This window comes from Terriglobales bacterium (assembly GCA_035651655.1).
Classification (GTDB): Bacteria; Acidobacteriota; Terriglobia; order Terriglobales; family Acidobacteriaceae; genus DASRFG01.
Genome location: DASRFG010000013.1, coordinates 63651 through 75933 on the forward strand (window position 1 = coordinate 63651; position 12283 = coordinate 75933).

Here is a 12283-nt window from a genome sequence, read left to right on the forward strand (position 1 = left end):
TGATCGCTGCGGCCGAGCCAACTATCTAGGCCTCTACTGCGGCTCCAGCTGAGCTTCCCAAGTCCGCCATCTGGGACATGGCGCTTTCAAACCATGTAGGACCCGACTCATCGACATCTTCCGTTGAGCGGCGTCGCCTGTGCGCCCTGTCCATTGCTGCCTTGGCCAAACGGTCCGCCTGAGAGTTGCTCTCCCGTCGGATATGGGTGATGGCGAAATGGTCCAGCGAGCTAATCAGTCGCTTGCAAATTTCATGAATACGCCGCAAAGCCGGGCTCTGGCAGTTATAGGCGCCACTGATCTGGCGTACAACAACCTCGGAATCGCTGAAAACCTGTAACCGGCAGCACTCTGCAGCCACTGCATAATGCAGGGCAATCAAAAGGGCGGCGTACTCAGCGTAATTGTTGTCAGACGACTCAATGCACTCGCTGATCTCCACCCGGTGCCCGGTGGAGTGCTCAATGACGACGCCTACGCCTGCGGGCCCGCGACGCCCCCGCGAACCACCGTCCACATACGCCACCATGTGCGACATAATTGTGGAGTATACACACGATTTTTGTGGATAAGTAGTAACGAACAAAATGCTTGAGCCCTCCGTGCCGCAAGATGTAGGATGCTTGTCCTCCCTTTCCGGAGGCCAGGAGATTCATCGCAATGCCACTCGCAGTCGATCTCAAACCGCAAGGCCGCCTGGCTCAGGCGTTGGTAACCCGGATGAACGAGCTGGACGTCACTATCCGGCAACTCTCCGAGCGGACTAGCCTCACCTACGAGCACATTCGTAAGCTCGCTAAGGGAGCGGCCTATCCGTCAAAGCTCGCTCTGCGGGAAGTCTGCCGGGTGCTGTCACTCGACGCCGCGAAGATGGACACACTGGCAACGGCTGACCGTATTGAGAAGAAGTATGGTGGTATCCCTCACGCCCTCGCCGGCAAACATCCAGAGCTGTCACTCTTGGCCCCTTGGTGGGACCGCTTGACGGAGCAGCAGAAACAGATTTTTCGCATTCAGATCAGGAGCGTTGCTGAAGTCAATGAACAGACCCCAGCCACTCGCAAGCCGCCAAAGCCGAGTAGTACTGCGAACGTCGTATCCCGGCGGGCACGCGGATGATCGCGCGTGCCTCTGCAGAGCCCCTGTTTTCCACAGAGCGGCGCTAATTTCCACACAAAATTGCGTTGACAAGAATTGTTTCAAACTTTACTGTAGGCACCGTCGACGGCCGAAAGGGTTGGAAAACTTAAATGTAGCCAGTCCAAAGTAGGCTGAGTGATTAGCCGTCCGGGGCAACTCGGAAGGTGACCGAACCCGAAAAAACCGACTGCTTTGCGAGAGGACGTTGGGGTTCGGAACTGCGAAAGCAGTGATCGCATCAGGGGCTGTGACGGTGCATGTGTCCACGCTATGAACTCCCTCGCAGGAGTTTGTGGCTAGCGCATAACCAATGTCACAGCCTTTTTAATTTTTTTACGCAATATTCTGCCGGAGTTGTTCCCTTCTGCATAAATCACCGTGGTTCAGAGCTACACCTGAAGACCTAATCCAGGAAGGGATCTCCCCTCGCCGAGGACAACTGCCGCTGGATCGGCGGCCTCTCTCCAGACGCCTCTCTCCAGACAAAGAAATGCCCGCTCGCCAGCTGGACGCGTAAGGCGACAGGCACGAATAGAGACAAAGATTTTTAAAAACGAAAGGCGCCCATTACTCCAGCGGCTTTACAAATCTGGAGAGCGACAGCTTAAATGCGCCCGCCAGTTTTATCAAAGCCGTTAGATTGGGACTATGGTTGCCCTGCTCATAATTCCATAAGCGGGTCAGAGAGATGCCGCTTCTTTCTGCCATCTGACGCAACGACCAGTTCTGCTTTTGTCGTTGTTTACGTAGATGGCGTGCGAATTCCCGTTTCAACTGCACAGCCTTGCGACTTGAGCGTTTATTTTTCGGCATAGTAAGTGCTGTGACATCCGGGAGATAGTTAAGCAATGGTACAACCTGCTGGTTCCTGCAAACCTTGGTTCGGTTCCAACAGGCAAACACAACTGAGAAATTATAAGCCCAGAACCGTGAACCGCCAACCCAAACCACGAAATATTAAGGCTTGCGCTTGATTCTTCATAATCAACGACGGAAATGTACTGCATGGCGGCAGCAGCGAAGCTGACTTTTGGATTATCGATAACCGCTTAGCTGGAAAGTCCCAAACCGTAACTGGAACGCACGAGGAGCCCCGCCATTGGCACCGGCGGTGACGTGGTGGGATGACGCATTTCCCGTTCCGGGAGCAACCCAGATTTGTGACTAGACGATATCCCGCGGTGGCAATGAAGCAGAGACGAAAGCGTCGCCAGCCAGGGCATTCTTTATGGCCTGCCGGAGGTCCGTTTCCATGTCTTGCACAAGAACATAGCCGCTCGCGCCCGCGCCAAAAGCTGCGCGGACACACTCTGTACTGCGACAGGAGGTAAAGAAGACGACTCTCGCCGAGCAACCGCCTCGCTGCAGCCTGCCAGCCGCTTCTAACCCGCTGATGCCCGGCATGGAAACATCGAGGACTACCACCGCTGGCATCAACGCGGCCACCGCGTCCAGCAGGTCGTCTCCGTTGCCTACCGCTGCAACTACATCAAAGTCGCGATCGAGTCGCTCCACCAACATATCGAGCAACCCCCGGTTAGCATTCGCCAACGCTATCCGCGTTCGAGGCACAATGCCTCCTTGTGACGAGCGTGGCAGAACTTCTAATCTGCTTTTTAAACGTGCACAGCTCCCGATCGTGAGTCTCTAGAATGGGTGAAGCTGCAAGCCAATTCACACTGGGCCGAGGTTCTGCAGGCGTGACAGTAAAAGAAAGAAGGACGGCGAAGCCGCCGAGCTTACTTAAGCGATGACGTCTGGAGGAATATCCTCGCTTCGGATATTGGCCCCTTTGTAGCCCAGAGTCAAACATTAAGAAATTATTAATCGCATTCCCATAACTCGATGGTCAATTTGGAACCAACGCCGTGTATCATTAAGACTAAAGTTATTAGAGTATTGGGCGATGTAATGAGTTGTAAATGGTCACGCAGTGGTATTAGGCGGGCCGACTTGACGAATACAGTTTAGCTTCTGTATATTCGGCGCTAGTTATGTTGTCACTCTTCCAGAACGCCGGCACAACAACATTGCGCACAATGGCCATGCGCATGCGAATTAGTGCGCTTCTGGAGGAGGGATACCTGAGCTAGAGTAAAGAGAAACACAAGTTCAGAACCCACCGCCAGAAGCAACTGGTGGTGGGTTTTTTATTGCCCAAAATGGGGCCAAGGACGGGTATGTCAAGCCTGAAGCAAGACGGGTCTCAAAAAGCGCAAGAGGAGAGGGGCTGCGGTCAACGCCCGCGAACTCCTGAGCTGGAGCCGGCAAAACCAGGCCCTCTGGTGCTGAAGTTCGGCGGTACGTCGGTCGAGGATGCAGATGCCATTGGTCGAGTCGTGCACATTATTCAGGGACGCGTATCGCGTTGTCAGGTAGTGGTCGTGAGCGCGCTAGCGGGAGCTACCGACCAACTCCTCCGGGCAGGAGAAGCAGCCGCCGCCAGCCACCTTGATGCTGCGCTTGGATTTTTGGGCGCGCTCGAGCGACGTCACCGAAGCCTGGCGGAACAGCTCCTCTCACCCGTGGCCTTGGCTTTGTTCTCCCAATTGCTGGAAAAAGAGTTTCAAAACTTGCGCGAGCTCCTTGCTGGAGTGGCTGCCTTGGGCGAATTCACCGCCCGTACTTCCGATAGAGTGCTGGGCGTCGGCGAGATCCTTTCCAGCAAACTGTTGGTGGAAGTACTGAGGCAGGCAGGGCTCAATCCAGAATGGCTCGATTCGCGTGAGGTCATTGTTACAAATGAAGCTCACGGTTCTGCCCAGCCGCTGCGCGATCAGACCAATCGCAGGCTGCGAAGCATTGTGGCGCCGCTGGCTTTGGGAGGCAGACTTCCAGTGCTGCCGGGATTCATTGGAGCAACCCTGAAGGGTGTCCCCACTACGCTCGGACGCGGCGGCTCCGATTTCAGCGCCGCCATCGTGGCAGCGGCCTTAGAGGCCAGTGCGTTGGAGATATGGACGGACGTTGATGGCATTATGACCGCCGATCCACGGCTGTGCCCGGATGCTCAATTGATCCCGGCCATCAGCTTCGAGGAAGCGTCAGAGTTGGCTTCTTTCGGCGCGAAGGTTCTGCACCCCTCCACCTTGTTGCCGGCCATGAAGCAGGGAATCCCGGTGCTCGTCCGCAATTCTCGGCAACCGGATCGGCCTGGCACTCGTGTCTTCGCTGACGTAGGTGGATCGCCTAAGGTACAAGCCATTACGGCGAAGCGGGGAATGGCCTTGGTCCACATCAGCAGTCATCAACACACCGCGTCTGATCTGGTGCGCCAGGCGCTCAACGCTTGCGACCGGCACAAATGTGTTGTCGAGCTCTTCTCGGCTGCGCGGGGCGGCGTCTCGCTGCTGGTCCAAGGCACGAACGCTTTGCCGCACCTGGTCACTGAACTGGAAGGTGTGGCTGATGTGAGATGGGAGAATCACAAGGCGCTGATCTGCTTTTTTGGAGGCTCGGATCGAAATCAGCGACGTTCAGCCGAGCACGCGCTGCGAACTCTTTCCGATCTGGACGTGAGCCTTCTTAGCCAAGGCGGGTCAGAGCGAAGGATCGGTCTACTAGTAGATGAAGACCATGTTGCCGAATCAGTTTGTCGCTTACACGGATTGTTTTTCCCGGACGCTTTGTTGAAGAGCGCGGAGCAAGGGGCAGGTGCATGATGGCATCACCTTTCCCAACCCCCCGGCCGATCACGTTTCCACCGCGTGCAGTGACGGTTCTTTCCGCGAATCGAGTCTGTAAGATCGCCATCCTGGGCTTCGGTACTGTCGGACGTTCGGTGGCAAAACTTCTCACAGAACAGGCGCCGTCACAGCTGCAACTCACGCACATTTTCAATCGTAACGTGGAGCGCAAGCGTGTTCCCTGGGTTTCCGCGGATGTGCGCTGGACGGAAAAAGTGGAGGACGTTTTGTCCTCAGATGTGGACGTAATAGTCGAACTGGCAGGCGGCATGGATCCCGCCGGCGGATGGGTACGCAGAGCCCTGCTTCGCGGCAAGTCTGTAGTAACGGCCAACAAACAGTTGATTGCCGCTGAGGGACCTGAGCTCGCAATATTGGCTCGGCGGCAGGGGGTCCGTCTGGAATTCGGTGCCGCGGTAGCTGGCGGAGTTCCAGTCCTTTGCGCTCTTCGCCCAGGGTTGAGTGGTGACCGCATCCTGAAACTCGCCGCAATACTGAATGGCACCTGCAATTACATTCTTAGCTCGATGGAGACTCGCGGACTGCCTTTGCAGTCGGCATTGTCGGAGGCCCAGGAGCGTGGCTTTGCAGAAGCCGATCCTACCGACGATGTGGATGGCCTGGACGCTCGCGCCAAGCTAGCAATACTAATTCGCAGCGGATTTCAGGTGGAAGTCCACCCCGAGCAGATTCTGGCTGGTAGCATTCTCGACGTGAGCTGCGAAGATTTCAGCTATGCGCGCGAACTGGGATGCACCATTCGCCAAATTTCTCGTGCCGAACTGAAGGGCGAGACGTTGCTGGCATCGGTACAGCCCGCACTAGTTGCACTGGGATCTCCGCTGGGCCGCGCCCATTCCAATCAAAATGTGCTTGTTACCACCGGCAAGTATGGCGGAGAGACAGTCCTTTCCGGAGCTGGGGCAGGCGGGAATCCAACCGCCGTGGCGGTGGTTTCAGACTTGCTTTCGGTCGCGCAGGACCGCTATGCTCCAGAGCCACCGCGCTCACCTTTGCTGCCGTTGCCTGTTTCAGCCTATTTTCATTCAGCGCACTATGTGCGCCTGATTGTCAATCATCAGGCGGGGGCGCTTTCATCCATCAGGCGCTTGTTGGCGCAACACGGCATCAGTTTGCGAGCGGTGTTGCACCGTCCACCACAAGGCGGTGAGGCACAGGAAAGATCTTATGTAGCGCTGGTCTTAGAAGAGTGCGCAGCCTCCGCGCTGAAGAACGTATTGCAAGATCTAAGACAAGCAGAGTTTTTGGCGAAACCACCCCTGGTTCTGCCCATTGTTTAGTCGGAAGTCTTTGGGCGACCATTGATCGAGAAGAAGATGACAAAACGATATGAACTGCGATGTAGGGAATGCAACAAATCCTGGGGAAACCAGCCGCGCACCATCTGCGACGATTGCTTTTCGCCCGTCGAAATTGTGTATGACTACGACGCCATTCGAACATGCTTGACACGCGAGCGCATAGCCCAGCGGCCGCCGAGCCTATGGCGTTACTCGGAGCTGCTGCCACTCCCAGATGGCTATGCGCCTGAATTACCGATCGGTTTCACCCCATTGGTTCCTGCCCCGCAACTTGCTGCCAAACTCGGTATAAAAAAACTTCTTCTCAAAAATGACTCGGTTTGTTTCCCGACGCTAAGTTTTAAAGATCGAGTGGTCGCCATGGCATTAGCGGCAGCATGCGATTTCGGATTTGAGGTGGTGTGCTGTGCGTCCACTGGAAATCTCGCCAACGCGGTAGCGGCACAAGCCGCACGTCTCGGACTGGAAGCCTGGGTTTTCATTCCTGATGATCTCGAACCAGCAAAGGTCCTCAATACACAAGTTTATGGCGCCCGGCTGGTACGTGTTTCAGGTAACTACGATCAGGTCAACCGACTTTGCCAGCAACTGGCTGACGAGTATCCCTGGGGATTCGTCAATGTAAATCTGCGCCCTTACTACTCAGAAGGATCAAAGACGGTTGGATATGAAATAGCCGAGCAACTCGGATGGCGCTTGCCGGACAACATCGTCGTGCCCATGGCTGGCGGTTCTTTAATCACGAAAATTAAAAAGGCGTTCGATGAGTTGGTCATGATCGGCCTGGTCGAACCCAAGCCGGTGCGATTCTTCGGCGCTCAAGCCACCGGATGCTCACCTATCAGTACGGCGGTAAAGTCTGGCAGCAAAGAAATTGATCCGCAGAAACCAGCGACCCTGGCTCGGTCGCTGGCTATTGGAAATCCGGCAGATGGCCCTCACGCTATTGAGGTCATCACCTCTACCGGGGGTTGGGCGGAGGACGTGGCGGACCCTGAAGTGGTCAATGGCATCAAGCTTCTGGCCTCGACCGAAGGCATCTTCACGGAAACTGCTGGCGGCGTGACGGTGAGCGTTGCTCGCAAGCTTAGAGCTCAGGAACGGATTTTGCCGGATGAAACCACGGTGCTTTGCATTACTGGAAATGGACTGAAGACTCTGGACGCCCTCGCGGGTCAGTACGCTCTCGAAGAGCCGATCCGGCCCAAGGTAGCTGATTTCCAGAACTATTACGCTGAGTTCCTGGACGTGAAACGCGCTGTGGGAGCCTGAGGGCAGTGGCCCGATCTTTTCGTGCTACTTCGTGTCCTTTTTGGTGAGCACCTTTGAGCGGTCTTACTTACCGATATCTTCATTCCATAAATCGGGGTGTGCGGCGATGAATGCCCGCATCAGTTCCACGCACTCCTCGTCGTTTAACACCGTGACGCCAACCTGATTTCTGGCGAACAGATCTTCGGCCCCCAGAAAATTCTGGTTTTCGCCGATAATTACACGCGGAATACGGAACAGTAACGCGGTCCCGGTACACATAACGCACGGGCTCAACGTGCTTACCAGAGTCAGTTCCGGCCAGTCACGTCGCCGTCCCGCGTTGCGGATGCAAGCCACCTCGGCATGTGCGGTCGGGTCCCCGGTCTGCACGCGCAAATTGTGCCCTCGGGCTACGATTTGCCCCTGAGCGTCAGCCAACACCGAGCCAATCGGCAGACCACCTTCTTTCAAACCGAGCTTGGCTTCGGCCAGTGCCTCCTGAAGCAACGATTCCGCCTGTCTTTCGTGCCTCATAACGGCCCAAGTAAGCTGATGAGCAACAGCGATAACACAACCGCCGTTACCCCGACATAAAGCCAGTCTTTTTCCATAATGAAGGCAAACAGGGAGAAGGCCACACGCGCAACTGGGGTGGCGATGAGTAAAAGCAGACCGAACTGAATGATGCCCCTTCCACGGCCTGCGAGCGCATCGGCAATGATGCCATGTACCTCCCGCAAGTCGTTCGGTTCACCACGAAAGATGCGGTAATCGGCCAGGGTGTGCCCATAATTGCGGAGGTAGAGACCTGCTCCGGCTAACACCACCGCGGCCGAAAGCATTACTCCGAAGCGCAGCAGGTTGCCAATGATCTGCTCGATGCTTTGGTCGGTCCAATTGCTGAAGAGTCTAGTCACATCGCGCTCGTCAATCCGTGATAAATCATCTCGATGCCCAGAGCTACGATCACCGCGCTAAAAATCAAACGCAGGCTGTGAGTTTTCGCTTTTACGAGCGTCTTTGCACCGAGCAACGACCCCGCCAGGACGCCCAGCATTACCGGCATGGAGAGACCGGGATCAATATAACCGCGCCGCAGATAGATTCCCGCACTCGCCGCTGCAGTCACTCCAATCATGAAGTTGCTCGTAGTAGTGGAAACTTTAAAGGGAATTCGCATGGCCTGGTCCATTGCCAACACCTTCACTGCACCCGACCCGATTCCCAACAATCCGGAAAGCGTTCCTGCGCCGAACATTAACCCGAATCCGGCTGGCACCCGGTGGACGAAATACGGCTGCGGGCCGTGGTCCGTGGGATAACTTCCGTTCATCCTCAGCAGCGTACCCAGACGATCTGGTTGCTGGCCGAGCTTCTCGGCCGGTGGCCTGGCAGAAAGATAGGCGGAATAGAGCAGCACAGCTCCAAAGATGATTGCGATGCCTGCGGTCGGCACCTTGGTGGCCAGGAATGCGCCTACCAGCGCGCCGATGGTTGTGGCCACTTCCAAAAACATTCCGATGCGGATGTTGGAGAATCCTTCTTTGACGTACGCAGCGGCAGCGCCGGATGAAGTTGCGATCACTGATACCAGGGAAGCGCCTACCGCATAACGGATGTCCACCTTGAAAACCAGTGTAAGCAACGGCACCAGGACAACGCCGCCGCCCAACCCAGTGAGCGAACCCAAGAAACCGGCGACGAAGGATCCCATCCAGACAAGAACTGTGAATTGAAGAACGGTCATAAGTCTTGCGGAACACCAGAATCCGGCGTCGGCGGTTTGGCGTCAAGCAATTTCAATTGTGCATGTGGAATGAACGAACAATCGATGACATTACGGAGAGCTACAGCTCTCGTAATGCCACCGCTACCCTAGCGCGCGCGGCACGAAGCGCTGGTGGAACTCCACCCACGACTCCCATCGCCAGAGCAAACCCTAGTCCGAGCAGCAGCAGGGGCGGGGTAATACGGAAAGCAAATGCCAGGGAAGAGAAAGTCTGAAAATTCATGGTGCTGGTCGTGATCCCGTTCAGCGGCAGGACTCCGAGGCAGCCCAGTAGCCCACCCACAAAAGCAATGCACAACGACTCGAAGACGAACGACATAACGACGGCTGTGGTCCCGAAACCAATCGCGCGCATGGTGGCAATTTCCCGTGTCCTCTCAATTACGGCCGAGTACATGGTGTTCAGTCCGCCGAATACCGCGCCAATCCCCATGATTGCTGCCACCATTGTGCCGAGCACGGTAATGAGCGTGGTCACAGCCCGCGATTGCTTCTCGTAATATTCCACCTCGCGTTCCACTTGTACGGTCAGTCGTGGATCGGAAGTGAGCGTATCCTTGAAACGCGTGAGCGCGTCGGCAGAGTTCAAGTGTGCAGTTACCGATTGAAAGAGGTTCTGCGGACGCTGGTATACCTGGTTAAGTACATTGGCATCGCACCAGACTTCAGAGTCGAACGCGCTGCCGCCGGCGTCAAAGACGCCCACCACCTTCCAAGTCCCGCCGCCAAAGCGCACCGTGGTGCCCAGGTCTAAGCCAGTGTATGTACCTTCCACATTTCTTCCTACAACGAGTTCGTTGAGTCCCGGCTGGAAAAACCGGCCAGCCGCCATCTTGATGGAGTTCCGAACCTGCAGCACCTTGGGCGATACTCCACGCACCTGAACATTGGCATCGGTGCCGGTGCGCTTCAGGGGAAAAGGGGCCACTACGACCACTTCCGGACTGACGAGAGGGCCATCGCTCCCATGTACTACGCCGGGAGCATCTTCAACAATTTTCACCTGGTCCAGCGTGGCCGCGCTCATCATCTCTGACGTGGAACCAGCACGAAGAACAATCGCGTTGCTGGCAGAGCCGGAGGCGACCAGCGTCGCTTTGAAGCCCTTGGCCAGCGAGAGCACCGCTACAAAGACGCCCACCGTCCCGGCAATGCCGAGCACTGCTACCACTGAAGAAGTCCAGCGCTCACGCAAGCTGCGTATGTTGTAGCTCAGAGGAATTGCCATTACACTCTCCGCAACGCATCCACCACTTTCAATCGCATGGCGCCCACAGCCGGCGTAATTCCGGCCAGCAGTCCCACCGTGAGGGCGAGCGCTAGACCCACGATGGCTGCTTCGTTGGTCAAATAAAAATTAGCCAACATTCCGCCGGTTGGATCACCCCTGAAAGTGAGCAGCTTTACCAGCACCAGGCCAAGGCCCCCACCGATAATGGCCAACAGCAACGACTCAGTTATGACCAACATCAGAACAAACCGGTCAGAAAAGCCGACCGCTTTGAGCACTGCCAATTCACGCAAGCGCTCCCGGACCGCGATCGCCATGGTGTTCCCGGTAACCAATAACAGCGTGAAGAAAACGACGCCGCCGATTGACAGAATGAGGAACTCGATGTTGCCCAGCTGCTTCACCCACCCGGCAGCGAAGGCCTTTTCCGTTTCAGTCTTCGTCTCAAAAGGCGAGTTGGCGAACATTTCGTCAACCGTCTTGGCGATTTTTACGGCATCGTCTGGATTCGAGATGCGGATGGTGTACCAGCCGATCAGGCCTTTGCCGTACGTCCTGCGCTCATCCAGGTAGTCGTATCTGAACCAGAATTGAGATGTGTCATCGGCGGGTCGACTGCCGTGGTAAATACCACGAATGTTGAAATCCCACGTGCCTTGAAAAATGGTGCCCTTAATGGGTATTCGATCACCAATTTTCCAATGGAATCGGCTCACCAACTTCTCTCCTACGATGGCGCCCTCACGGTCGTTTAGAAATGCCTGCCACTGATCGTCGGGGATTTTGAACTCATTAAACATCTGGCGGTAGGTTTCCTTGTCCACTGCGAACTGCGCGAAGAAGTTACGCTCGTCCTGATACACGCCACCGAACCAATTGGCATGGGTAACACCGGTAACTCCTGGAATTCGCAGCAGGCGGTCTCTGTAAGACAGGGGAAGTGGCTGAATAATGGAAACGCGGTTCACGGTCACCAACCGGTCCGCGCCGGCAACGTCTACGCCAACCCCGAACGCAGTGCGCACGATTGCGAGAAGCCCGAATAAAAATATCGCAACCGCAAACGATCCCAGCGTGAGCAGCGTTCTGATTTTCTTCCGCCAGAAGTTCGCGGAAATCAGGTGAGCGTATTTCATTGTGCCGCCTGCAATTTTCCAGTCTCTGCCAATGCGCCTTTCTCCAGATGCAGTATCGCGTCGGCTTGATCTGCTACGACGGGATCGTGTGTTACCAGCAGCACTGTCTTTTTGAATTCCTTCACCAGGCGATTGATCAGCGCCATGATCTCGTCGGCACTTTTGCGGTCAAGATCGCCGGTAGGCTCGTCGGCCAGAAGAAAAGTCGGGTCGGCCACGATCGCCCGTGCGATTGCGACTCGCTGTTCCTGTCCACCCGAGAGTTGCCGCGGGTAATGGTTCATCCGTTCCTCCAGTCCCACCACTCCCAGCGCGGTCTCAACATGCTTTCGCCGTTCGGCTTTTGAGAGGCCCGTCAACAACAGCGGCAATTCCACGTTCTGAAATGCCGTCAGAACCGGAATCAGGTTATACATCTGGAAGATGAATCCGACGTGCCGAGCCCGCCATGCGGTCAACTTTCGGCCGGACATGCTGGTAATCTCATCTCCTGCCACCATAATGCTTCCAGCGGAGGGCAGATCCAGGCCACCCAGCAGGTTCAGCAGGGTCGTTTTACCGGAACCGCTTGGACCCATGAACGCTACAAAGTCACCCGCATCAACGTCCAGATTCAGTCCTTGGAGAACGTGGATTTCCTCGCTGCCGCGCTGATATTTTTTATCCAAGCCGCGCACCCGAACCAGGCTTGTACTATTTCCCCTTCCGTCCACTCTGATCATGCA

Annotated in this window: 13 protein-coding genes; 4 read left to right on the forward strand and 9 right to left on the reverse strand. The window is 55.9% G+C overall.

Features of this window, described 5'->3' with window-relative positions:
* Positions 1–25: 25 nt before the first annotated feature.
* On the reverse strand, positions 26–538 hold the full coding sequence (locus VFA76_05595; GenBank protein ID HZR31308.1) for a ribonuclease HI family protein: 513 nt from the start codon (positions 536–538) through the stop codon (positions 26–28).
* 122 nt (positions 539–660) lie between these two features.
* Between VFA76_05595 and VFA76_05600 the strand changes: the two genes are divergently transcribed.
* Positions 661–1119: a hypothetical protein gene (locus tag VFA76_05600; protein HZR31309.1), complete on the forward strand. Its 459-nt coding sequence runs from the start codon at positions 661–663 to the stop codon at positions 1117–1119.
* Between the two features lie 588 nt (positions 1120–1707).
* On the opposite strand, the gene VFA76_05605 is transcribed toward VFA76_05600, so the two are convergent.
* Both VFA76_05605 and VFA76_05610 read right to left on the reverse strand, forming a co-directional pair.
* Positions 1708–1953 carry a helix-turn-helix transcriptional regulator gene (locus tag VFA76_05605; protein HZR31310.1) on the reverse strand — a complete coding sequence of 82 codons (246 nt, stop codon included), beginning with the start codon at positions 1951–1953 and terminating at the stop codon, positions 1708–1710.
* Positions 1954–2304: 351 nt separating this feature from the next.
* Positions 2305–2712, reverse strand: a complete 408-nt coding sequence (locus VFA76_05610; protein HZR31311.1) for a response regulator transcription factor — start codon at positions 2710–2712, stop codon at positions 2305–2307.
* A 608-nt stretch (positions 2713–3320) separates the two neighbouring features.
* On the opposite strand from VFA76_05610, the gene VFA76_05615 reads away from it, so the two are divergent.
* The 3 genes from VFA76_05615 to thrC are packed head-to-tail and all read left to right on the forward strand — an operon-like array spanning position 3321 to position 7420.
* The gene (locus VFA76_05615) at positions 3321–4802 is read left to right on the forward strand and encodes an aspartate kinase (protein ID HZR31312.1); all 1482 of its coding nucleotides are present in this window, start codon (positions 3321–3323) and stop codon (positions 4800–4802) included.
* Entirely contained in the window at positions 4799–6127 is a 1329-nt protein-coding gene (locus VFA76_05620) for a homoserine dehydrogenase (GenBank protein HZR31313.1), read from the forward strand. Before VFA76_05615 ends, VFA76_05620 begins: the two co-directional genes overlap by 4 nt.
* Positions 6128–6163: 36 nt before the next feature.
* On the forward strand, positions 6164–7420 hold the full coding sequence (gene thrC, locus VFA76_05625) for a threonine synthase (protein HZR31314.1): 1257 nt from the start codon (positions 6164–6166) through the stop codon (positions 7418–7420).
* Positions 7421–7483: 63 nt separating this feature from the next.
* Here thrC and VFA76_05630 read toward each other — a convergent pair whose 3' ends face one another.
* From VFA76_05630 to VFA76_05655, 6 genes are all read right to left on the reverse strand, one after another.
* Positions 7484–7936 (reverse strand): nucleoside deaminase, encoded by a 453-nt coding sequence (locus VFA76_05630; GenBank protein ID HZR31315.1) that lies wholly within the window; start codon positions 7934–7936, stop codon positions 7484–7486.
* Entirely contained in the window at positions 7933–8319 is a 387-nt protein-coding gene (locus VFA76_05635) for a DUF1634 domain-containing protein (GenBank protein ID HZR31316.1), read from the reverse strand. Before VFA76_05635 ends, VFA76_05630 begins: the two co-directional genes overlap by 4 nt.
* A complete protein-coding gene (locus VFA76_05640; protein HZR31317.1) occupies positions 8316–9149 on the reverse strand; it encodes a sulfite exporter TauE/SafE family protein in 834 nt (277 codons plus the stop codon). The genes VFA76_05635 and VFA76_05640 overlap by 4 nt, the downstream gene beginning before the upstream one ends.
* A 100-nt stretch (positions 9150–9249) precedes the next feature.
* Positions 9250–10419, reverse strand: coding sequence for an ABC transporter permease (locus tag VFA76_05645; protein HZR31318.1), 1170 nt, complete (start codon positions 10417–10419; stop codon positions 9250–9252).
* Positions 10419–11558, reverse strand: a complete 1140-nt coding sequence (locus tag VFA76_05650) for an FtsX-like permease family protein (GenBank protein HZR31319.1) — start codon at positions 11556–11558, stop codon at positions 10419–10421. Before VFA76_05650 ends, VFA76_05645 begins: the two co-directional genes overlap by 1 nt.
* Positions 11555–12280: an ABC transporter ATP-binding protein gene (locus tag VFA76_05655; protein ID HZR31320.1), complete on the reverse strand. Its 726-nt coding sequence runs from the start codon at positions 12278–12280 to the stop codon at positions 11555–11557. The genes VFA76_05650 and VFA76_05655 overlap by 4 nt, the downstream gene beginning before the upstream one ends.
* Positions 12281–12283 lie beyond the last annotated feature (3 nt).

Coding starts and splice junctions, on each gene's coding strand:
- VFA76_05595 (HZR31308.1), bottom strand. CDS start 538: ATGTCGCACATGGTGGCGTATGTGGACGGTGGTTCGCGGGGGCGTCGC.
- VFA76_05600 (HZR31309.1), top strand. CDS start 661: ATGCCACTCGCAGTCGATCTCAAACCGCAAGGCCGCCTGGCTCAGGCG.
- VFA76_05605 (HZR31310.1), bottom strand. CDS start 1,953: ATGCCGAAAAATAAACGCTCAAGTCGCAAGGCTGTGCAGTTGAAACGG.
- VFA76_05615 (HZR31312.1), top strand. CDS start 3,321: ATGTCAAGCCTGAAGCAAGACGGGTCTCAAAAAGCGCAAGAGGAGAGG.
- VFA76_05620 (HZR31313.1), top strand. CDS start 4,799: ATGATGGCATCACCTTTCCCAACCCCCCGGCCGATCACGTTTCCACCG.
- thrC (HZR31314.1), top strand. CDS start 6,164: ATGACAAAACGATATGAACTGCGATGTAGGGAATGCAACAAATCCTGG.
- VFA76_05630 (HZR31315.1), bottom strand. CDS start 7,936: ATGAGGCACGAAAGACAGGCGGAATCGTTGCTTCAGGAGGCACTGGCC.
- VFA76_05640 (HZR31317.1), bottom strand. CDS start 9,149: ATGACCGTTCTTCAATTCACAGTTCTTGTCTGGATGGGATCCTTCGTC.
- VFA76_05645 (HZR31318.1), bottom strand. CDS start 10,419: ATGGCAATTCCTCTGAGCTACAACATACGCAGCTTGCGTGAGCGCTGG.
- VFA76_05650 (HZR31319.1), bottom strand. CDS start 11,558: ATGAAATACGCTCACCTGATTTCCGCGAACTTCTGGCGGAAGAAAATC.
- VFA76_05655 (HZR31320.1), bottom strand. CDS start 12,280: ATGATCAGAGTGGACGGAAGGGGAAATAGTACAAGCCTGGTTCGGGTG.